At 42.4% G+C, this 23,985-nt stretch carries 19 protein-coding genes; all 19 read left to right on the forward strand.

The features are described 5' to 3' along the window. A partial coding sequence (locus H8700_RS11975) for a PcfB family protein (RefSeq protein WP_249305867.1) occupies positions 1-1,107 on the forward strand: 1,107 nt, incomplete at its 5' end. 6 nt (positions 1,108-1,113) lie between these two features. Next, complete coding sequence (locus H8700_RS11980; RefSeq protein ID WP_118341523.1) at positions 1,114-3,309, forward strand: VirD4-like conjugal transfer protein, CD1115 family; 2,196 nt, start codon at positions 1,114-1,116, stop codon at positions 3,307-3,309. Positions 3,310-3,410: 101 nt separating this feature from the next. Then, positions 3,411-3,749, forward strand: a complete 339-nt coding sequence (locus H8700_RS11985) for a hypothetical protein (protein ID WP_249305869.1) — start codon at positions 3,411-3,413, stop codon at positions 3,747-3,749. A gap of 301 nt (positions 3,750-4,050) precedes the next feature. Continuing rightward, positions 4,051-4,452 (forward strand): electron transporter RnfA, encoded by a 402-nt coding sequence (locus H8700_RS11990; protein WP_249305871.1) that lies wholly within the window; start codon positions 4,051-4,053, stop codon positions 4,450-4,452. 52 nt (positions 4,453-4,504) lie between these two features. After that, positions 4,505-5,347 (forward strand): VirB6/TrbL-like conjugal transfer protein, CD1112 family, encoded by an 843-nt coding sequence (locus tag H8700_RS11995; protein WP_004611540.1) that lies wholly within the window; start codon positions 4,505-4,507, stop codon positions 5,345-5,347. A 12-nt stretch (positions 5,348-5,359) separates the two neighbouring features. Beyond that, on the forward strand, positions 5,360-5,770 hold the full coding sequence (locus H8700_RS12000) for a DUF4313 domain-containing protein (RefSeq protein WP_117831121.1): 411 nt from the start codon (positions 5,360-5,362) through the stop codon (positions 5,768-5,770). A 12-nt stretch (positions 5,771-5,782) separates the two neighbouring features. Beyond that, positions 5,783-6,295: a PrgI family protein gene (locus tag H8700_RS12005; RefSeq protein ID WP_118506700.1), complete on the forward strand. Its 513-nt coding sequence runs from the start codon at positions 5,783-5,785 to the stop codon at positions 6,293-6,295. Between the two features lie 92 nt (positions 6,296-6,387). Then, positions 6,388-8,766, forward strand: coding sequence for a VirB4-like conjugal transfer ATPase, CD1110 family (locus tag H8700_RS12010; RefSeq protein ID WP_008116395.1), 2,379 nt, complete (start codon positions 6,388-6,390; stop codon positions 8,764-8,766). 114 nt (positions 8,767-8,880) lie between these two features. Then, positions 8,881-10,788 carry a C40 family peptidase gene (locus H8700_RS12015; RefSeq protein WP_154267506.1) on the forward strand — a complete coding sequence of 636 codons (1,908 nt, stop codon included), beginning with the start codon at positions 8,881-8,883 and terminating at the stop codon, positions 10,786-10,788. Between the two features lie 47 nt (positions 10,789-10,835). Next, positions 10,836-11,726 (forward strand): hypothetical protein, encoded by an 891-nt coding sequence (locus H8700_RS12020; RefSeq protein ID WP_006859557.1) that lies wholly within the window; start codon positions 10,836-10,838, stop codon positions 11,724-11,726. 29 nt (positions 11,727-11,755) lie between these two features. Continuing rightward, positions 11,756-11,974, forward strand: a complete 219-nt coding sequence (locus H8700_RS12025) for a DpnD/PcfM family protein (protein ID WP_005602909.1) — start codon at positions 11,756-11,758, stop codon at positions 11,972-11,974. Beyond that, a complete protein-coding gene (locus H8700_RS12030) occupies positions 11,971-12,339 on the forward strand; it encodes a hypothetical protein (RefSeq protein WP_005602908.1) in 369 nt (122 codons plus the stop codon). The genes H8700_RS12025 and H8700_RS12030 overlap by 4 nt, the downstream gene beginning before the upstream one ends. Before the next feature lie 855 nt (positions 12,340-13,194). Next, positions 13,195-13,497, forward strand: coding sequence for a TnpV protein (locus H8700_RS12500; protein WP_242648075.1), 303 nt, complete (start codon positions 13,195-13,197; stop codon positions 13,495-13,497). Positions 13,498-16,388: 2,891 nt separating this feature from the next. Continuing rightward, on the forward strand, positions 16,389-19,799 hold the full coding sequence (locus H8700_RS12505; protein ID WP_503588298.1) for a helicase-like domain-containing protein: 3,411 nt from the start codon (positions 16,389-16,391) through the stop codon (positions 19,797-19,799). 12 nt (positions 19,800-19,811) lie between these two features. Further along, the gene (locus H8700_RS12045; RefSeq protein ID WP_006859551.1) at positions 19,812-20,153 is read left to right on the forward strand and encodes a hypothetical protein; all 342 of its coding nucleotides are present in this window, start codon (positions 19,812-19,814) and stop codon (positions 20,151-20,153) included. Positions 20,154-20,164: 11 nt separating this feature from the next. After that, positions 20,165-20,554 (forward strand): hypothetical protein, encoded by a 390-nt coding sequence (locus H8700_RS12050; RefSeq protein WP_005602905.1) that lies wholly within the window; start codon positions 20,165-20,167, stop codon positions 20,552-20,554. A gap of 18 nt (positions 20,555-20,572) precedes the next feature. Beyond that, complete coding sequence (locus H8700_RS12055; protein WP_005602904.1) at positions 20,573-21,256, forward strand: SpoVG family protein; 684 nt, start codon at positions 20,573-20,575, stop codon at positions 21,254-21,256. Between the two features lie 51 nt (positions 21,257-21,307). Then, on the forward strand, positions 21,308-22,204 hold the full coding sequence (locus tag H8700_RS12060) for a DUF6674 family protein (RefSeq protein WP_055225100.1): 897 nt from the start codon (positions 21,308-21,310) through the stop codon (positions 22,202-22,204). 330 nt (positions 22,205-22,534) lie between these two features. After that, positions 22,535-23,839 carry an IS30 family transposase gene (locus H8700_RS12065; protein ID WP_015516100.1) on the forward strand — a complete coding sequence of 435 codons (1,305 nt, stop codon included), beginning with the start codon at positions 22,535-22,537 and terminating at the stop codon, positions 23,837-23,839. Positions 23,840-23,985 lie beyond the last annotated feature (146 nt).

Consider the following 23,985-nt stretch of genomic DNA (forward strand, 5'->3'; position numbering starts at 1 on the left):
ATTCAGGAAGCGGTGCAGATCATCCGTGTAGCTTATGATGGCATTGAGATTGCCATGAAGGTAGGAAGCGGCGGCATTGCTGCCATGCAGAAGGCAATAGATTTCTTAAAAGGGATGCTTGATTATGAAAAGTCACTTGGCAAGACATCCATGAGAAAGCTGATCTTAAAAGGTGGCGATTTACAGGTGTTGCAGTTTAATACCGAAGATATGAAAAAGGTTGAAAAGATGGCAAAGAAGTATGGAATCCTGTATTCGGTACTTCCAGACGGTAACAGGAAAGATGGACTGAGTGAGGTAATCTTTCATACAGAGGCAGTTCCCCGTGTGAATATGATGATACAGAAGCTCAAGTTTGGTAAGATTGCCACATTTGACGATTATCTGAAGAATGGAGATGAAAAATCCCTTGGCAAGCTGATGGATTTTTTGAAGAAACAGCAGGGAAACGAGAAAAGCCACACGATAGAAGGGGATAGGGTTAATACCGCTATTGACGGACTGATCGAAAAGGTCGGAATGTTTGCAATGGAAAAGAAAGCTATCAGTGTGGATCAGGTCAAGGAGAATTTCAGTATCAATGGTGAGCAGGCTGAAAGTGTTATCAAACAGCTTGAGACAATCGGTGTGCTTGGCAGCAAGAAGGAAGATGGTACGCATGCAGTCATGATGGATAAGGATGCATTTATCAACCGTGTCAGAGGATATCAGGACCTTGCAGAGAGAATGAGGGCAGTAGCCGCATCAAAGAATGCCAATCTTTCGGATGTTACAATCAGTAAGAAACTCATTATTGAGGAGAATGACCATGCAGTTAAGACAAGAATCCCCGGAACATGGGGAGACGAAGCAAGATATGTATGGCTTCGTAAAGAAAATATTATGGACATCCATAATGGAAAGACTATGCTCACGTTTCTCGATTCCAATAAGGATTATAAGCTGTATGACAGCCAGAATCGTGTTGTAACAACACAGAAGGGAACAGAGCTTTATACGCATTATGATAAGGTGGAGGCATCTGTCAGGGAGCGTTATGAGAAAGTCCAGAAACAGCAGAAAAAGACCACGCAGCAGAAAACAGTCACTACCAAGAAAGCGAGGTAGTTTTATATGCAGACAACAAAGAAAAAACCATCACTGATATTCATTCTTGTGGGTGCAGTATTAGCGGGGTACCTTGGTTATCTGATAAATGGTGCGTGGTCGGAGGGAGTGGCATTTAATGAATTTATGAACAGATTCAATGAAGTATGTGCTGCTCCCTTTGCAAACTATTACAATACGAATACTATAAAAGCGGTAGCCATTGCATTAGGAATCTATGCGATGGCTATTGTTATGTATTACACCAGCCAGAGAAACTATATGCCCGGCAAGGAGTTTGGTACAGCGAGATTTGAAAATCCAAAGCAGGTTAATAAGATACTGGCGGATAAGGACGAGAATTTCAATCGAATACTAAGCCAGAATGTGAAGATATCACTTGATTTCAGAAGGCTGAAGCTCAATGGAAATATTCTTATCTGCGGTGGTTCCGGTGCCGGTAAGACATTTTATGAGGTAAAGCCGAATCTGATGCAGATGCCACATAACTGTTCATTTATCTGTACTGATCCAAAAGGTGAGATTCTTAGAAGCTGCGGGCAGATGTTAAAGAATAACGGATACAATGTGAAGGTCATCAATCTGCTTGAGATGGATAAGTCAGACTGTTACAATCCGTTTTCCTATATCAGAGAGGAAACGGACGTGGTAAAGCTGATTACCAATCTTATCAGTAATACCACACCAAAGGGTTCCACTCCAAGTGATCCATTCTGGGAGAAAGCAGAAGGATTATTTTTACAGTCAATCTTTTATTATGTATGGCTTGAAGTACAGCCGGCAAAGAGAAACTTTGAGACAGTACTGAAGCTTCTTGGAGAAGCAGAAGTGACAGAGCAGGGAAAGGCATCGAAACTGGATGTGCGAATGAAGTTCTTAGAGGAGAGTTCTCCACTTGGAGCTAATCATCCGGCAGTAAAACAGTACAACAAGTGTATGAGAGGTGCAGGAGATACAGTACGTTCCATTATTATCAGTGCAAACTCAAGACTTGCATTTCTTGAGAATAAGCAGGTTTTACGACTTCTTTCTAAGGATGAGCTGAATCTATCTGATATAGGTATTGGAGTCAATGGTGATGGAGAGACGAAGACAGCACTCTTTTGTGTAATCCCCGATAGTGACAAGTCCTATAATTTTATTATCGGAATGCTCTATACTCAGATATTCCAGGAATTGTACTATCAGGCGGATTTTAACTGCGGTGGCAGACTCCCGATTCATGTGACATTTATGTTAGATGAATTTGCGAATGTTGCATTGCCAGATGATTTTTGTTCGCTGCTTTCTACAATGCGAAGCAGGGAAATTTCCAGTATTATCATCATACAGAACTTTGCCCAGTTAAAGGCACTTTTCAAGGATACTTGGGAAACCATTCCAGGCAACTGCGATACTTTCATCTATCTTGGAGGCAATGAGCAGAGTACGCACAAGTATGTCTCGGAACTGCTTGGAAAAGGCACGATTGATAAAAAATCAAGCGGAGAGACAAAGGGGAGGCAGGGAAGCTCGTCAAGAAATTATGATGTTTTAGGCAGGGAACTGTTTACACCCGATGAGGTAAGAAAGCTGGATAATAAGAAATGTATTATTTTTATCCGTGGATTTGATCCTATCATGGACAACAAGTTTATTCCATTTAATCATCCGATGTTTAACCAGACAGCAGATGGCAAGGGAGAGCCTTATGTTCACGAGATAAGAGGAGCAAATAATCTTATCGGTCCGCCATTTGAGATTCTTTCAGACAAGGCAGTTAAGTATTATGAAAAACTGAAGGATAAGGGCGAGAATGTGTATATAGATTCTCTAACCTATGAGCAGTTTATGATGCTTGGCGATGCGGAATTAAGCAGAAGATTCTCCATGCAGGATGAAGCAGAGCAGAAAGCAAAGATAGACAGGGAACAGGCAAATGAGCTTGAGTATGTCGATGAATCGCAGAAAGCAGATAGTACAGCAACTGCCAGTGGTTCTAGTGGAAACGCTGGTAGTAAGCCTGTAAGGAATCCTGAAAGGGAAAAGCCTAAGTGGGAAGATACTATTACAAACCGAATGCTTCATTGGTCATATACACCTGAGCAGAAAGAGGAGCTAAAGATGGCACTTGCGGCAGGAATTCCTAGAGCAACGATACTGACTTATTTCTATCCAGAGGTAACGGTGGAGAAGATGAGTTCTTATCGAAAGAAGCAGTAAGTTATCGCATAGGCACAGAAGTTGTGGTATACTGTGTCTATGTGAGATTAAAGAAACTTACAAATCGGAATTTACAGAACTACAAAGAAAGGATACATATTATGGAAGGAAGATCAATAGCATTTGTTATTTGGGTAATAATCGGCGTATTATTTATTGTAATGGGCATTTATGATTTTAATTCCAAGAAAGCAAAACCTTTCGGTTTTTGGGCAAATGCTGAGGTAGCGCCCATAGAAGATGTGAAAGGCTATAATCGTGCTTTGGGCATATTGTGGTGCGTGTATGGTGTTTTGTTTACGTTAATTGGATTGCCTTTATTAGATGGGCAGAATTCGGGTTTGATTATTATACCTATATTGGGTGCAATGCTTATTAGTATTGCGGCTATGGTAGCGTATGTAGTAGGTATTGAACCCAAATACCGCAAAAAGAAATAAATGGAAACTTCAAGTTTGTCTGACTGATAAATAATTTAATAACTGTTTTACAAAGCACTTTAGCCAATAATAGGTTAGAGTGCTTTTTTCATGCCATAAAAGGAGGTGGTTGAAGCACAACGCATCGGGGAAAGCCCGATTAATCTTTACAACAGGCATTGCCTGATAATCATATAGTAAAAAAACAAAGACAGAGAGGAATGTATATATTCCATTCGGAAATCAGCCGGATTGGAATGTGTACATTCCTTTCTGGCTTTTTCCATATCTGTCACACATCAAGAAAAAGGAGATTTTTATCATGAGAAAAGAACAGATTACAGTAACTAACAATTCAGTCTGCAATAGTGCAGAAAACAAGGGTTTGGAGGGAAAAGGCATGAAGAGAAGATTCATTCACTTTAAGAAGAGATTCGTTCCGGCAGTATCCGGAGCACTTATGGGAGTGATGCTTATGAGCACTACCTGTTTTGCAGCAGGTACAGGTACTTCCGCAGTAACACAGCCGCTTGAGAATTTAAAGACACTTATCATTGCAGTCATTGGTGCGGTTGGTGTCATCATTCTTGCAAAGAATGTTATGGAGTTCGCACAAGCCTACCAGCAGCAGGATTCATCTACCATGAACTCTGCACTGAAAGGAATTGTAGCAGGTGTCATGATGGCTGGTATTTCAACAGTACTGACATTCTTAGGCTTCTAAGATGGGGGAAAAAGTTCCCCTTTTAGTAAAAGGAAAGAGGTGAATAACAAGTATGGATATTTTTAAGCTTGGTGATAAGATCCTTGCACTTCTTGAGGCAGTGTTTGGGTTTTGGAACAATCAGATATCCCTGGTCTTTGCAATGCTTGGACAGTCACCGGTCAGTTTCAAGGGCGGAGGTCCCTGGGCAGTCATTGAGGGTATAGAGCCGGTCTTTGTAGCGGTCGGCTCTTCCCTCGTTGTGCTGTTCTTTGTTATCGGTTTCTGCTCGGAAAGCATAGATGTAAAAGATGAGATGAGGTTTGAGTCTATATTTCGTATGCTTATCCGACTGGGACTTGCAGAATGGTTTGTTGCAAATAATGTCACGATTATGAAAGCGTTTTTTACTTCCATAGGAAATCTGGTGGGACTTATATCTGCGGGGACAACGACGCAGCTTGCCATTGACAGTACACAGGCAGACATCATTAAGGGACTCGGATTTGGTGAGAGTCTGGTAATGCTGATACTTACAGCTTTGCTTGCAATCATCATTATTATCTGTGGATTCTTTATCATTTACACAGTGTATTTCAGGTTCTTAAAGATACTGATTATTGTGCCGCTTGGTGCGATTGCATGCTCCACAATGGCAGGAAACAGAATGGTCAGTCATACAATGGCTACCTACTGCAAATATTTTCTTTCGTGTGTATTCGAGGCAGTAACGATGGCACTTGCAATTGTGGTATGTAATGCATTTATCAATGCAGGACTTCCGGCATTTACAGGAAGTTACGCTGACTGGGCACAGACGCTTATTTATTTGTGTGAAATGACATTTACGATAGCAATGACTGTTGGAAGCGTGAAGGGTGCACAGACACTTACAAGCAAGGCATTTGGATTATAGAGGGAGGCAGAAATGGATAATGAAAAGAAACAGGTTACTTATAATTCAAGCATAACCGGAGAAACGCAGGTGACATTTGATATCCAGCAGTATATGAATAACAGGGCAATGTTTATCGGTCTTATGTGTAATGAAGATGGATATGAGGAGCCTTTTGGGGATGTGACTGTGAATTTGTCGGTTGCAGCACCAAATTACTGCGGATATCTGAATGTGAATGACATGCCGGATATTGAAAAGTTTATTACAGATAACGACCTTGGAGAGTTTACTGGATTCACGCAAAGGAGCGGGTTCTGTGAATATCCTCTTTATCTGTTCAATGTAGACAAGCTTAGGGAACTGTGTCCGGATGGAATGGATAAGTATGAGGCGAATATTGGAATGACAAGAAAGCCGGAGAAAAAGGATTTATCAAGATAGGAGGAAGCGACAATGGTAATCGAAGTAAACAAGGATATTGACCGCTATCAGGAATCGGTTGCGATGGGACTTACTGCAAGGCAGCTTATATTTTCCATTGCAAGTGTAGTGGTTGGTGGCGGTATTGTCCTTCTTCTTTACAAATATATCGGTCTTACTGGTTCTGCTTATGTGGCAATTCCATGTGTGGCACCGATTGCTCTTGGCGGATTCTATTCCTTTAACGGGATGAATTTCTACGAGTATATGGGAAAGAAACTGCATTTTATGTTTGGTAACAGGGCACTTACCTATGTATCAACAGAGGGAGAGCCTGCAATAAAGCAGTTAGAAGCAGAACAGAATGAACAGGTAAAGAAGAAAGGCAGAAAGGCTGAACCGGAGACTGTAACAGCTGATTCGGCTGTAAAGAAGCAGGAGGAGTTTGAAGCAATGAAGAAAAAGACGAGAAACATGCTGTTTGGACTTGTCGCAGTCATCGTGGCGGCAGTAGCAGGCATTGCAGTATATAAGGCAATGCATTAGAAACGAATAGTATCTGACCGAAAGGTCGGGAACACAGCCCGCAGGGTGAAGTTCCCGGCGGGCTTTCATTATAAGAAAGCGAGGTTAGAGACATGGGTTTATTTACAGACGGATTTAAGTTATTAAAGAAGGCGAGTGAGCCTTTGTATAAGACACCTAAATCCATTCAGGAAACCATAGAGATTATGGCGGTGGCTGAAAACGGTATTTTTGAAGTAAGCAGGAATAAGTATTCCAAGTGTTACCGCTTTCAGGACATCAATTACACAACGGCAACGGAGGATGAGCAGATCGGCATTTTTGAAAGATACTGCAAATTCTTAAATTCGCTGGACTGTAATTATAAGATTACGATTAACAATAAGAACAAAAATATGGAGGACCTCCGTGATAAGGTTCTTATTACAGAGAAAAACGATGGCTTCAATAATTACCGAAGAATCTACAATGACATTATTGAGGAGAAGATTATTGAGGGCAGACAGGGGATTGAACAGGAAAGATACCTGACGATCACGATTGAGAGAAAGAACTTTGAGGAGGCAAAGGCACAGTTTGCCACACTTGAGGCAACAATACACAAGGCTTTCATTGAACTGGGGGCGGAGATTGTGCCGCTTAACGGCAATGAAAGGCTGAAAGTGCTCTATGACTATTACCATCTTGGCGATGAGGGCAGTTTTGATTTTGATATCAAAAAGGCAAAGAAGGTCGGAGCAGATTTTAAGAATGATTTATGTAATGGTATGGTGAAATATTTCCCAGACCATTTTGAGGACGAGAGTAAATACTGCAAGGCACTTTTCATTAAGAAGTATCCCAGCAGTTTATCTGACAGATTTATCAATGAGATTACTTCCCTTCCGGTACACTCCATTACCAGTATTGATGTAGTGCCTGTGCCAAAGGATTTGACCACAAAGGTGCTTCAGAAGAAATATCTTGGTATTGAGTCGGATATTATCAAACAGCAGAGAGTCCGTAATAAGAACAATGACTTCTCCACAGAAATCTCTTATGCAAAGAGAACGGAGAAAAAAGAGATTGAGGCAATTATGGATGATGTTCGTGAGAATGACCAGTGTCTTTTCTTTGTAGGAGTTACCATTATCCTTATGGCAGAAAGTAAGAAGGAGCTTGAGAGTGTCTGCGAAACAGTAGAAACAATCGGAAAACGTAACAGTTGTACGATTGATACACACTACTTAAAGCAGAGGGAAGCACTCAACACGGCACTTCCGATTGGTGTAAGACAGGTGGAAACAATGCGTACCCTTCTTACCCAGTCGCTTGCGGTGCTTATGCCGTTCAATGTGCAGGAACTGAATGACAGCACAGGTAATTATTACGGTATCAACCAGATCAGTAAGAATGTAAATATCGGTAACAGAAAGAAGCTCATCAACGGAAATGGCTTTGTATTCGGAGTGCCGGGTTCTGGCAAATCATTCTTCTGTAAGATGGAAATGGGTAGCGTATTTTTATCGGGGGATGATGAGATTATCGTCATTGATCCGATGAACGAATATTTTGATATTGCACAGACTTATGGCGGAACCGTGGTAAATATGTCCACATACACGGACAACTATGTAAATCCGCTTGAGATGGATGTGTGGAGTCTTGATCCGAATGATTCAAAGGGAATGATAAGGGAAAAAGGGGAATTTATGCTTGGTCTTTGTGAGCAGTGTATCGGGGACAGCTTAAATTCCAGACAGAAATCAATCATTGACCGCTGTGTGAGAAAGATGTATATCGACATCGCAAGGGGCAGGGAAAAGTATATTCCGGTAATGAGTGACTTCTACGATATCCTTATGGAACAGCCGGAGGACGAAGCAAAGGATATCGCATTGTCTTTGGAACTTTTTGTAAATGGTTCCCTCAATATCTTTAACCACCAGACAAATGTTGATGTAGATAACCGATTCACAGTATATGGTATCAGGGACTTAGGCACGGAGCTTAGTCCTATCACAATGCTTGTTATGATGGAGTCTATTCAAAACAGAATTGTAGAAAACGGGCAAAAAGGCAAGGCAACCTGGCTCTATATTGATGAGTTCCATGTCCTGCTTAATTCGGAGTATTCTGCAAAATATTTACAGCAGCTCTGGAAGAAGGTGAGGAAACAAGGTGGACTGTGCACGGGTATCACCCAGAACGTCGTGGACCTTTTACAGAACTACACCGCCACTACAATGCTTGCAAACTCTGAGTTTGTTGCACTCTTAAAGCAGGCGAATACAGACAGTTCCAAGATGGCAGAGGTTATCGGTGTATCAGAGGCACAGCTTCGTTTCGTAACCAATACTGCATCGGGAATGGGACTTATCAAGTGTGGTTCCGTGGTAATTCCGTTTGATAATCAGATCAGCAAGGACACTGACCTTTACAGACTGTATAACACCAATATCCACGAAAAGATTGCGGAGCAGAAGAAAAGGGAGGCAAAATTTGCTGATTAGAATTGCAATGTATCAGCCATTTGGACTAAGTTCCGGATGGCTACTTTTTACCTTTTTTAAGGATACAGAAAGAAGGTGGGAACATTGAAGATAAAAAAAGTGGATGACAAGCCTATGGTCATTCACACTAAGAAAAAAGCTAAGATTCATATGCATGAACCGAAGAAAGCTAAAATTAAGGGCAGTAACATTTACACTGTACAGCGTGGTCCGAAAATTGCTAGTGCAAAGATAAATGATACAGGTAAAAAGAAGTCTTATCGTAAGAGTACCATTCATCAGGCAGAGAAGAAAGAAAAGGAACCTTCAAAATTTAAGAGAAATATACGGGAGTCCAATACTTCTATCAAGACGAAGAATACCAATCTTCATATAGCAGGAAGAACGGGAGCACTTGCGACTGGAGCAGTTACAGAGCAGGTGGAAGGCGGGCAGGAAGTGTCACAGGCAGCTTATCTTGCATATGAAGCAAGCCGTCCGGTTACGGGAACTGCTTCAAGGGGAGCGTCACTTTTCAGAAAGAAAGCGGCAGCCGAAGCAAAGAGGCGTATCAAGAAGGTAGAAACAGGAAAGAAGCTGGCAAAAAAGATGGGAAAGAAAGCTGCCAGTGATACGGCAAAAAAGGTTGCCGGTGACACGACAAAGACAGCAGCGAAAGAAACTGCCAAGAACACTGCAAAAGAAACTGCCAAAACTACGACAAAAGCGGCAACCACAGCGGCAGGTACAGCGGTTGCACCGGGAGCAGGTACAGCAGTCGGCATGGCGGCAGGCTATGCCACGGGTGTATCTATTGAGGCGAAGGATGTGAAAGCAGCGAACCGTAGCAGAAAGATTAAATTTTTTCTGGATAAGATGAAAGAACAGGAAAATCAGACGGACAGTGTTGTAAAACTGGTAAAAGATCTGATTGTAAAAAAGGCAGTTCTCTGGATAAAGGCGGCAGCTCCGATTATCGGACTTGTACTTTTTCTGTTGGTTCTTTTAGTGGTAATCGTTGCAGTTCCGGTTATTGCTGTGATAGCGATTCTTTATAATTCACCATTTGCCTTATTTTTACCGCCGCTGGAGTCAGGAGATACAGTGCAGACAGTTACAAGTGCTTATGTGTCTGAATTTAACCGTGATGTGAATACCAAAGTGAATGAACATACCGGATATGACTTTGGCGAACTGGTGTATGTAGATTATGAGGGAATGGATGAAAATCCAAGTAACTACTACGACATTATGGCGGTCTACATGGTCAAGTATGGTGTAGGCGATACTGCAACAATTATGAATGATATATCAAAGGGGTGGTTGCAGACTGTAGTAAATGATATGTGTTCTTATACTACAAGTAGTGGAACAAAAGATGTGGAGGAAACAGACGCAGATGGCAATGTAACAACTGTTACGAAGTCGGTACTGTATGTAAATGTTACGCTCAAATCATACAGAGATATGATTTCCGTTTATGGATTTGATTCTGATCAGGTAGAAATGCTTGAGCAGATCATGAGTCCTGAGTTTATGGGACAGCTTGGATATGCTGGAAGTGGAAGCGGTGGAGGCGGTGGAAGCCCCGGAGTAAGTTCCATGACAGAGGATGAAATAAATGCAATCCTCAGTGGTATTACAGATAGCAGGCAGAAAGCAGTCTGCTCTTATGCCCTTCACAGAGTGGGTTATCCTTACAGTCAGGAATTAAGAGATAGTGGCAATTATTATGATTGCAGTTCACTTGCGTATTATTCATGGAAGGATGCAGGTGTGAATATCAGTCATGGAGGAGCAACTACAGCAGCGGCAGAAGCACAGGGACTTGATGAAGCAGGAAAGACCGTATCTTATGATGAAATGCAGCCTGGTGATCTTATCTTTTACAGTTTCACAAACAACGGAAGATATAAGAATATCAGCCATGTGGCAGTATATGTCGGCAATGGAAAGGTGGTAGAAGCCCTGAATGAAAGAGTTGGCGTAGTTTACCGTGATGTGGCAAGTGTCGGAAAGATTGTAGTAATTGGCAGACCATAGAAAATTGGCAGAGAGGGCGAAAGTCCTCTCTGGGACAGGAGGTAAGAATGGATTTAAAGGATATGATTCTTGTAATGGAGAATTATAAGGGAACAGAAAGAAATATGCTTATGACTTTGGAAGATTATAAGAAGTTCGTTGCCATTGATGATATGTCAGAGCTTGCAGATCAGATGCTGCTTCTTGGAAGAACGCTTGCGGAAGGTTTTACAGAGTATTACAGGGCAGCAAATGTTACAGTTTTTGCAAAATTCTGTAGAGATGATGTGGAACTGGGACGCTTTTTGCAAGGATATTATAACGATTCAAAGAAATTTTACTTTGATAAGGCAACAAGTTCCCCAGAGTGTATTACAAAGATGGATGAGATTGGAATGACGGATAGAGGCTGGATAGATGACTTTATCCTGCATTATGAAAAATGCGACAGGACATTTGAAAGAGGGCAGACATTTCATAATTTTAATGACCACGATTATATGGTACTGGAAGCATTATCTCCACGCAATCTTGTGGTAATGGATATGAAAAGCGGCTCTCTCACGATTGCTCTTGGAGCAACAGAGTATAAGCGATATCCGAAAGACGAGGAGCCAACTAAGGATAACACAACGATCGGGGTATCGTGGGAGCACGGGATTTATCTTGGTTCCACACTTTCGCAGACCAACTTTAAGGCATATAAAAGAGAATACGGGACACCTGAAAAGATAAAAGATGTTTATGATTACAGGGCGAAACTCAAGCAGAAGTTTTATTTTTATCAGGATTTGTCAAAGGATGATGATATTCCAAAAAATATGCAGAATGATTTCCTGCACCAGATGTATAAGGAATTTGGAACGATAGAGGAGGAATATTTTTATGACAGGCTTGAAGATGGAAAGTATGATGAAGGTTTTAAGGAAAGACAGGTAAAAGAAAAAAAGAGCCGATGAGGAAAAATGGAATTGGAGGCTGATATCGAATGGAAAAAGAATTTGATATTGAGATAAAAGAAGTTCTCTCAAGGGTAGAGACAGTAAAGGCAGAGTCACTTGACGATGCCATAAACAAGGCAATGGATATGTATTATTCAGAACAGATAGTCCTTGATGCGGAGGATATGAAGGGAGTTGATTTTTCGCCATACAGCGAAGAACAGCTCCCTTCTTCATTAAAGGAAAATGGAGGAAAGACACGATGAAAAATGAGCAGACAGCAGTTATTAAGGATATGGAATTTTTATTAAACGAACTTCATAAGGAATGGGAAAGACCGGGAGAGGTAAAATCGTCTGTCAGTATTCCATATGAGAAAGTTGAGGAAATCAGCAGAAAGCTGAATGTGATTGTCTATGAGACACAGCAGTCGGCTGACAGCGACGGACTTGCCTTTAAGCAGAGCATAGCCAAGTCAAAGCAGTGTTATGTGCTTCTCAGGATTATGCGAAAGATTGTAAAAGGAAAGGGCAAATGTGATAGACAGGCGGTTGATGCAGAATTTGTGATTGAGCTTGACGGGGAGGAGTCAAAGCTCTTTAAGGAAATGTTTGCAGAATTACTGAAGTAAAAGGAGGGTGACACATGAGTGTTGATATGAAGGTCAAAGCGATATATGATTCAGAAATCAGCAACATCACCCGTTCTGAAAAGAACTGGAAAGATGTATTAAAAGTTGCTGGTCAGTTATATCGCTATGAATTTGATAATATCGTTATGGTAACAGCTCAGAGATCACCGGAGAAAAGTACCCTTATGGCAGATTATGACACTTGGAAGAAAGTGGGAAGATATGTAAAGCGTGGAGCAAAGGGCTGTGCTATCTTCCCCTCAAGGGCACTTAATCCCCGTATGAGATATATTTTCGATATCAGTGATACAGGCGGAAAGAATGTGAAGCTGACTTGGGATCTGGAGGGGGAAAACCTGAAAAGTTATGCAGACTTTCTGGTATCGGAAGGACAGATGGAGCGGTATAAAAGCGATGACAGGGAATCACTAAAAAATACGCTAAAACAGTTTACAGGAACAAATGTTTGGAATATAATAAAAGAGGAGTTCGGGGATAGAATGTCCGAACTAATGCAGCTATCAGGTAGTGTGATAAAGGAATTCAACGAAAAACGCAAGGGCTTACAGCAGGATAGCGATATGGAGCAGTTAGTATATTCCAGTGTTATGTATGCTGTAGGGACGAGATGTGGATTTGACTTATCTGTGCAAGAACAGGATTTCAGTCAGATTGTAAATATCAAAGATGAGGAGATAGTTTACCGTCTTGGTTCCCTTGTATGCGATGTCTCCTGTAGTGTTCTTAGAGAATTTAGTAGGAATTTACAAACGATTGAGAGCGAAAGGAGAATATCATATGTTAGAAGCAATGACTTACAAGGAAGTGGACGGACTGCTGTATCCGGAGCTGACAATGCCGGACGAGACAGAGGATTTAACGAAGCTGGGCAGATACGGGAGAATGGCAATGAAGTATCTTCTGGAGAACGAACCGGCAAGGTACAAGACACTGATGAGATTCGGGAAGATGTACGAGAAGATGTCGGCAGTAGAGGAGGAAGCAAACCAGCTTTACGATCAGTTGGAGGAACAGTATCTAATGAAGCACAAGCCACAGAATCCGTCATCGACAATGGAGATGTGGAAGATAAGAGAGCAGGCGAAGATGCAGGCAGAGGAAGTAGTGCTCCACCAGATCGTGATGAAGTTTCATTAGAAACACAGGAAGAATTAAATAGAGAGCTTGATGAGATTAACTCATTGGGTGTCAGTAAGGAAGCCGAATATACACAGGCTTCCTTTTTTTTCGACCAAAACGGGCAGGCAAGTTTTGGTGTGAAGCAGCCGGAGAAAACCAGACACAATGAATTTATGCGTCAGTTCGAGGAGGATAAAAAGGCTGCCCTTGCCAGAAAATATAATTACCTTAATCCAAAGAAAGCAGAGAGTGTACCAAGTGAGTATGTAAAAGAGATACTTATGAAAGGAACTGGCTTTGTCGGTGGAAAAGGCAGGGTGTGTGAAATCTATCAGACAGAGATAGACGCAGGAACCAGAGCAAAGCGTATCAAGGCAGAATATGGTCAGGGGGGTGCAAGCTGGCCGCTTGACGGTCTAGGCTTGCACGGGTATGACACATTTCACGGTTCGGGACTTCGTATCCAATGGAAAGATGAAGATGGAGAAGTAGAAGGATACGTTTCGTGGAAGAATGTCGAAAAGGAAATCGGTGTACTTATCCTTACCGGAGAATACCAGTCGGAGACACCTCGTATTGATGAGCTTGCAATGGACGGACTTCGTGAAGATGATGAAGTCATTGACGCAGAGTACCGTGAAGTTGATACGCAGGAGGAGAAATCAGAAATTGATGATTATGCTATTCCTGATGAGCCTGACAGTTATGCTGTAAACAGAAAGGCGGCTGAGTTACGGTATATCAAGCCGATTGATTATGCTGACCGTGTAGCTGCAATGGATAAAGATTTAAGAGATGCCATTGAGATACTTGTGTCAGAATGTAGCTGTTACACACCATTCCGTGCTTTCCTTATGGATGTGGTGCAATCGGATTTTGCATTTATGCCAAATAAGCTGGAACTGATCTGTGAGATAGCGATGGGAAATGTTCAGGGTGAGAGAAAGGCATATTGCAATAATCAGTATGGACTCACAGAATACACTTTAAGCAGTGCAGATGTGAAAGTAAGCTACAAAAACAGAAATGGAGAGAGGGCAGGGGATACCGTATCATGGCGTGAGGTATATGAAATCTTATCCTATATGGTAAAACAGCCATTTTACTGTGGAGAGGACCAGAAGGCAATCTATCAGACCATAAAAAATAAGATTGACAGGGAAAAGATGAATCCTGTTTACCGCAAGTTCTTTGATATTGAGGACAGTGTGAGAGAAAGCCGTCTTAAAACCAGAGAACGGGCGATTGCATATGGCTTGAATACCAAGATTGACACGGATGGTCGTATAATTTCTGATGAGGATAAGAATGTATCGGCAGATATTCCACAGAAGGATACCGAACCACAGGAGGCTGCCCCTGAAACACCTGCACAGGAAGTATTACCGCCAGTGGAAGGTCTGCGTGGAAAAGAAAAAACACAAGACCAGACAAAACTCAATTTCCATTATAACCTGTGGGAAACAGAAAAGGGTGGTGCAAAGACCAGATACCAGTGGAACATTGATGCAATCTGTACACTAAAGCAGATTGAAGCAGAAAACAGACTTGCAACACAGGAGGAGCAGACTGTTTTATCAAAGTTTGTCGGCTGGGGAGGCTTGTCACAGGCATTTGATGAGAATAATGCTGCGTGGAGCAAAGAGTATGCAGAACTGAAAGAGCTTCTTTCCGATGAGGAATACAGTGCGGCAAGAGCAACTGTAAATAATGCCTTTTACACTTCGCCGGAGATTGCAACGTGTATCAATTCAGCCCTTGTGCAGTTTGGGTTTAAAGGCGGAAATGTCTTGGAGCCGTCTATGGGTATCGGTAATTTCTTCGGAAGTATGCCAGCACCAATGCAGCAAAGCAGGCTGTACGGAGTGGAGCTGGACAGCATATCGGGAAGAATAGCAAAACAGCTTTACCAGAATGCCAATATCAGTATTACAGGATTTGAAAACACCACATATCCGGATAACTTCTTTGATGTTGTTATGGGAAATGTGCCATTTGGAGATTATAAGATATTCGATCCAAAGTACAACAAGTATAACTTCCGTATTCACGATTATTTTCTGGCAAAAGCACTCGATCAGGCAAGACCGGGAGGTATGGTTGCAGTGATTACCACAAAGGGAACACTGGATAAGAGTAATCCGACTATACGAAAGTATCTGGCTGAGAGGGCAGAACTTGTGGGAGCAATCCGACTTCCGAATACTGCATTTAAGGATAATGCAGGAACTGAGGTGACTGCGGACATTCTTTTTTTACAGAAAAGAGAGCGAAAAATTGATATAGAGCCTGACTGGGTACATCTTGGTGTCACAGGTGATGGCATAGCAGTCAATTCCTATTTTGCAGAGCACCCGGAGATGATGCTTGGTACAATGCAGTATGATACAAGGATGTTCGGACAGGACAGCAGATATACCGTCTGTGTGAATAATGATGAGAACTTCAATCTGTATGAAGCACTCAATAAGGCAATCAGTAACATCAAAGCACAGATGACAGATTTTGAGAGACTGGCAGAGAATGAGGAACAGACAGAGGAAGTCATTCCCGCTGATCCGGATGTCAGAAATTATACTTACACATTCTTTGAAGGAAAACTTTACTACAGGGAAAATTCAGAGATGGTAAGGCAGAAAGTATCACCGACAGCGGAGGGGCGTATTAAGAGCCTTGATGAAATCAGACAGATAACAAGAGAGCTGATTGATATCCAGATGGAGGGCTGTAGTGATGAGGAGCTTGCAGACAAACAGCAGCTTTTGAATGTAAAATATGATAAATTCGTTGGAAAGTATGGAGCAATCACTTCCAAAGCAAACCGTACAGCGTTCAGGGATGACAGCGATTATCCGCTTCTTTGCAGTCTGGAAGAAGTAAATGAGGACGGGGAGGTGAAGAAGGCTGATATGTTTTATAAGCAGACGATTAAAGCAAAGTCCGTGGTGGACAGGGTAGAAACTGCAGTTGAGGCTCTTAATGTATCGGTCAATGAGTTTGGATATGTAAATATTCCTTATATGCTCTCCATTTATGAAACAGACAGGGATACTCTCATAAAGGAACTCGATGGAATTATTTTTCTTAATCCTGACCGTTACAATGAAAATAACCCGGACGCAGGCTGGGAGACAGCAGATGAATATCTGTCAGGCAATGTAAGGGATAAGCTACGTGTTGCAAAGGCAATGGCGGCTGATACCGACGATCCACAGGCAGAAAGATTTGCCGACAATGCCGCAGCCTTAGAGAAAGTTCAGCCGGAATGGATTGAAGCCTCGGATATAGATGTAAAGATTGGTACAACTTGGATTGAACCGCTTGATTATGAACAGTTTATCTATGAGCTGCTTAATACACCAAAAAGGGCAAGGGCAATCAGAACGGAGTATTATAATTCCGGTATTCAGGTACACTTGAATAAAATGAGTATGGAATGGTTCATTGAGAACAAAAGTATGGATAAACATTCCGTGGCGGCAACGAAAACCTATGGTACAAGCCGGATGGATGCTTATTCTATTTTTGAGGATACCCTGAACTTAAAAACGGTCACTGTCAGGGACAGGATTGATGATGGTGAGGGCAAGTACCATTATGAAGTCAACAAAAATGAGACAATGCTTGCAAGGGAAAAGCAAAATATGATCAAGGAGAAGTTCAAGGAATGGTTATTTGCAGAACCGGAACGCCGACAGAAGTATGTGGAATATTATAATGAAACCTTCAATAATATCCGCCTGCGTGAGTATGACGGAAGCCATTTGCAATTTCCGGGAATGAACCCTGAGATTGAATTAAAACCGCACCAGAAAAATGCGGTGGCACGAATCCTTATGGGAGGAAATACTCTGCTTGCCCACTGCGTCGGAGCCGGAAAGTCGTTTGAAATGATGGCTGCGTGTATGGAACAGAAAAGACTCGGACTTTCCAATAAGACAATTATGGTAGTGCCAAAGCCGCTTATCGGGCAGACGGCAAGTGAATTTTTAAGGCTTTACCCGTCAGCAAACATCTTGGTTGCAACGGAGCGTGATTTTGAAAAGAGCCGGAGAAAGCAGTTTGTATCAAGGATTGCGACAGGCGATTATGACTGCATCATTATGTCGCACTCGCAATTTGAGAAAATTCCAATTTCGGCAGAGAGAAAGGAGCGAATGCTTAATGAACAGATAAATGAGATCACCTATGCGATTGATGATATGAAGGAGCGGAACGGGGAACGCTGGACCGTAAAGCAGATGGAAAGCCAGAAGAAAAAGCTGGAGGAACAGCTTAAATCCCTGACCGATGAGAGCAGGAAAGATGACCTCATTACCTTTGAGGAGCTGGGTGTTGACTCTATTATGGTAGACGAAGCACACAATTTTAAGAACCTTGCCATTTTTTCAAAGATGAATAATGTGTCGGGAATCAGCAGTAGTGGGGCTAAGAAGTCAACGGATATGCAGCTTAAATGCCAGTATTTATCAGAGATAAATGATGGCAGGGGCATTGTATTTGCTACCGGAACACCGATAAGCAACACGATGTGTGAGATGTATGTTATGCAGCTTTATTTGCAGAAATCGGCACTTGAGGAGATGGGAATTCATCATTTCGACTCGTGGGCGGCTAACTTTGGAGAAGTAACAACGGCACTGGAGCTTACGGTTGAGGGCAGTGGTTTCCGTTTCAAGAGCAGGTTCAATAAGTTTACCAATCTGCCGGAGCTTATGAACATCTTCCGTGAGGTTGCCGATGTGCAGACAGCGGATATGCTTGACCTTGATGTGCCAGCTCTGCGTGGCGGCAAGCCTATCATCGTGGAGTCGGAGCCGGACTGGTATGTGAAGCAGGTAATGGAAGAATTTGTTGTAAGAGCAGAAAGGATAAGGGGCGGGGGTGTTGATCCAAGTGTTGACAACTTCTTAAAGATTACGCACGAAGCAAGACTTCTTGGAACAGACGCAAGACTGATTGATAAGGACGCACCGAACAACCCGGACGGAAAGCTCAATAAGGTAGCGGAAAATGTCTGGAAAGAATATGTAAAAGGAAATGCTGATGGTCATATAGGCTGTCAGCTTATTTTTTCGGATATTGGAACACCGGGACCGGACAAGGACTTTACGATTTATGATTATCTGAAGGAGTCACTTATCAAGTATGGTATCCCTGCGGAGGAGATAGCATTTATTCACGATGCAAAAACAGACGCACAGAGGGATGCACTCTTTAAGGAAATGAGGACAGGTAAGAAAAAAGTCCTTATCGGTTCGACAGATAAGTGCGGAACCGGAGTTAATGTACAGACACACCTTGTTGCAATGCACCATGTCGATTGCCCGTGGAAGCCTTCTTCTATTGAACAGAGGGAAGGCAGAGGTATCCGACAGGGAAATAAAAACGATGAGGTGGCAATCTACCGATATGTTACAAAACAAACCTTTGATGCATACAACTGGTCACTTGTGGAAAACAAGCAGCGTTTCATCAGTCAGGTTATGACAAGCAAGGCAGTGAGCCGAAGCTGTGAGGACATTGATGAGGCAACACTTTCTTATGCGGAGATTAAGGCGGTTGCTACAGGCAACCCTTTAATCAGGGAAAAGATGGAGGTTGACAATGATGTCCAGAGATTAAAGCTCTTAAAGGCGTCTTATGATAATCAGAGATACGGATTGCAGGATAATTTTATGATCAAGTATCCAAAACTCATCAAAACTGCGACAGAGAAACTTGCCAATGTCAGGGAGGATATAAAGGCAAGGGATAAGGAATTGATTGATAACCCGGATTTTGCCATTACCATAGGCAATGCAACTTATACAGAGCGAGTGGATGGTGGAACCGTAATGCTTGAAGCAATCAGCAAATGTAAGACAGGCGAAACCACTCCAGTCGGTAAGTTTCACGGCTTTGAGCTTCTGGTGGAAAAGAATTTCCTCAGTATCAACTATATGGTGCTTCGTGGAAAGACGGAATACAAGGCAGAACTTTCCACAAGTCCGGTGGGAAGTATGGTAAAGCTGGAGAACCTGTTCAACGGACTTCACGAAAATGTTGATTTTCTGGAAAAGAAGATTGAACAGTACCAAAATGATCTTGAGGCTTCAAAGGCGGAGTATGACAAGCCGTTTGCATATAGTGCAGAACTGGAAGAAAAACTTGCAAGGCAGTATGAATTAAATGCCCAGCTTGACCTTGAGAACGCAAAGGCTATGGATGCAGATCTTGGCGGACCGGACGAAGAAAAGTCTGAGGACAGAATAGAAAATGCGGGTATTGTTGCAGAGGATAAGGGAATCTATATGCCAGACAGAAACAGGAAAAGATAGGAGTGAAACTCTATGAGTATAAGGAAAGTGGTCGCAGGACTACTGATTACAGCAGGGATTGCCATTATGGCAGTCCCTTTTTTCTGGTGTACAACCGGAGAGAGAAACACGAACCAGCTCATAAATGAATTTGAGCAGACATTGGAGGAGAAGCAGGATGAAAGGACAGAGGTTGAGAAAGAGCAAACCACCGTTAGTAAAGAGGAGAAAGCCATTCTTAAAGAAGGCAGTATCATCGGCATTATTGAGATACCGGGAATAGATATCAGATACCCGGTAATGGAAGAAACCGGAAGTGAAATGCTGAATGCCGGGACAGGGAACAATGCGTTTTGTTGTCAGGTGCAGATATAAGGAGGCGGCAGATGAATAAGAGATACCGACTGGGGGAGATAGAAGAAGCTGTATCGGAAATGGAGGAGCTGATCGACACTCAGGATGATATTGCAGAGATTGATGATGACTTTCAGATTGTCGTAAGCGGCTGGTCTGTGTATGTCGAAAGGCTGAATCTGACACTCAGACAGGGAGTTGCCTGTATCTGGGATACGGAGGCAGGATTATTTATGCCTGATTTTGATGTGACTATCGTGTATGAGGGAAACATCGAAACACAGGAATGGCTCTACTATGAGCAGGACGGAATGGTTGTTACACTTGGCAACTGGTTAAATGGCAGATTGTCTTGTGAACAGATAGAACAGCTTTGGTGTGAGCTTATCATACCAGAAAACAATGATAATTCAGAAGTATAAGAAAGAGAGGAACAGCGTATGAAGTATTCAATTAAGGTAAACGAGGTAAGAGCAAAAGATGGCAGCAATATCAAGGGTTTTGCGACCGTGGTATTTGGTGATTCATTCAAGATTACCAATATCGCAATCCTTGAAAATAAGGAAAAGGGAGAGCTTTTTGTATCAATGCCAAGATACCGTTCAAATGAGCGTGATGAGAAAAACAGCGTGATTTATAAGGATGTATGCAATCCTATCACGGCAGAGTTTCGTGAGGAACTCTATACTAATATCCTTGAGGCTTATGCAAAAATCAGGGAGCCGGAGAAAGCAGAAACACAGACACAGGGAAAAACTCAGGAAATGCCGGAGTTTTCCGTGACGGTAACACCTTATGAAAGGGAAGGCAGTAATATCAAGGGACTTGCCCGTATTTACTTTGAAAACAGCTTCATTGTAAATAATGTAAACATCCTTCAGGGCAAAGAGAAAATCTTTGTATCAATGCCTTCTTATAAAACAAAGCAGGTGGACGAGCACGGCAAACCGATTTATCAGGATGTCTGCTATCCGGTCACAAAGGATTTCAGGGAGAAGCTCTATAATGAGATTATTGCAGAATATGAGAAAGCAAAGGATAAGAGCAACGAAAAAGCAAGGGAGAATGCCGAACAGAACCACGGAAATCCCGACAGGGATAAAAAGGATACACCCTTTCGATAATTAAGGCTAAGGGGCGGCATATGCTGCCCTGTTTATAAGGAGGAAAAGCAGATGGAAGCAGAAAAGACACTTACTAATGAGGAGATCATAAGAGAACTTCTCGATTTATTAAAAAAGAATACTATGAAAGAACAGGCAAATGATGTATTTGAGATATGCACCTATGTGGATGGTCTGGAAAAAAAGATTGTGTCTATGACAGAAGAACTTACCAGTATGCAGGACCAGATCAAGAAAATGCAGGAAGATACCCTTATCAATAATGCAAAAAAAGCATTAACAGAAGCACAGGAGCGACTCAATGCCAGATGTGAGCAGATAAAGTCACAGGTATCTGAGATAAAAGTACAGGTAAAATCTACTGCCAAGAATATTGTTGATGAAACAAAGGCAAAGGGCAGGGCGGCACTTTACAGGGTGACAGAATTTGTAGGAATTAAGAAAAGACTTCTCAATGTCAGAACAGTGGTAAAAGATACGATTGTATCTACAGACAGGGATATTGCAAGGACAGCACTTCTTGCAAAGGGACTCCGAAAAGCCGGGCAGACCGTAAACAATGCGTTCCGTACCTTTGCAGATAAGCCGGAGGTGGATTATTCACAGAAAGAACAGAAACACCATCTCACAAAGGCTGTACTTGCCCCTATGAAAGCAGTGAGAAAACTGCTTGTATCAATGGAGATGCATCTGGACGCCTCGATTGATAAGCTGGATAATCTGGATATGACTGTGCAGTTTGATAAGGAAAAGCGTATGGAGCACACAAAGGATAAGGAACAGAAAGCACCGGATACAGAAAGAGAGGTCATCTACTCACCGATGGTAGCTGAACCACAGGAGTACAAGTATAATGCAGATGCTTTTGAGGCAAGAAAGACATCGGAAGCAAAGCAGGAAACGGTGGGGAAGGAGCTGCCAAAAGTCAGGGAAGATAAAGCCAGATAAGTTTAGGGGCGTGGGAGTAAAATCCTGCGTCCTTTTTATTTGTCTGAAACAGTTTATGATCTGGAGGATGTTTCAAGAAATAACCAGAATGGACTAAAAACAATAGATTTATTTGCTTTGTAAAAAATACCTTGATTGAACTTTAGGGTTGATTTATGGGTGATTCAAGGGGACCTCAATAGTTTTTTGAAATTCCCGTGTGAGGGGGAAAGTTGATTACAAACAGAATAAATTACAGCAGTGAAAGTGACGATACAAATGCAGGAAGAGCAGAAATGTTCTTCCTGTTTTTTAACAGAACTTCAGCAGCTGGCGGGGAAAGGAGACAGTATGGCAAAGTTCTTAAATTATGAGGACCGGCTGGAGATAGAAAGCGGACTAAAGGAGCACATGACTTTCACAGAGCTTGGAGAGAAACTGGGAAGGGACAGGACTACCATCACAAAGGAGATCAGGAACTATTCCATCGAACAGGACACCGGTTATGGAAGTTACCCGCATAATACCTGCAAGTACAGAAAAGCATGTAAGAGGAAAAAAGTATGTGGGACAAATGACTGCAGGCATCCACTGGTAGCTGTCTGTAAACAGTGTGAACTCATATGCAACCGTTACTGCGAGCATTATGAAGAAGAAATATGTACCCATCGCTTTAAACCGCCATATGTATGCAACGGATGCAGTGAAGTAAAGAAGTGTACGCTGACAAAAACTGTTTACGATGCTCTGGGAGCCCAGAGGCGGGCAACGGATAAGATATCGGAATCCCGAAGCGGGATCCTTGCTACGGAAGGGGAAATCGCCAGACTCAATGAAATCCTGGTGCCGTTGGTAAAACAGGGGCAGTCTATCCATCAGATCTACCTGACACATAAGGATGAACTGATGTGCAGTGAAAAGACCCTCTACAACTACGTGGATGGATGCCTGTTTGATATCAGGAACATAGACCTGCCAAGAAAGGTAAAGTACCGTCCGAGATATAAAAAACCGGAGCTGAAAGTAGACCGTGGATGCCGTGTGGGAAGGAATTATCATGATTACGAAGTATATATGGAACAGCATCCGGACACAGCAGTGGTGCAGATGGATTCCGTGATCGGCAGCAAGGGAGGGAAAGTCCTGCTGACGATATATTTTGTAAATGTGTCACTGATGCTGGGGTTCCTGCGGGAAGCGAACACCTCAAAGTCAGTGATAGATATTTATGATGAACTGTACCACCGGCTGGGAGGGCAGGATTTTAGGAAGCTGTTTCCGGTCATCCTGACGGATAACGGAAGTGAGTTTTCCAATCCCAGGTGTATAGAGAACGGACCGGATGGAAAAGGATTTCAAAGGACGAGGATCTATTACTGCAATCCAAGTGCGCCGTACCAGAAAGCAGAGATCGAGGTGGGACATGAATTTATACGCAGGATCCTGCCGAAAGGAAGAAGCTTTGATGAACTGACGCAGGCAGACGTAGAGCTGATGATGAACCATATCAATTCCTACCGGAGAAAGAAACTGAACGGAAAAAGTCCGTATGAAGCGTTCAGCTTTTATTATGGAGAAGACCTGGCGGAGAGGCTTAGATGCCACGAGGTTGCAGCCAAAGACATCAACCTCACCGCAAGACTTCTCAAAAAGTAACCAGAAGACAGAATAAAGCACAGACCGCCGGCTGAAATAGGAACAGCAGAAGACGTGAATTATGGCTTGCAAAATTTGTAAGCCAAAACTGACGTCCGGTTTTTGTGCAAAAAAATACTCTGCCATAAGGTGATTATATCATAAAA

Origin of the sequence: Jutongia hominis (assembly GCF_014384965.1) — a bacterium.
Lineage (GTDB): Bacteria > Bacillota > Clostridia > Lachnospirales > Lachnospiraceae > Butyribacter > Butyribacter hominis.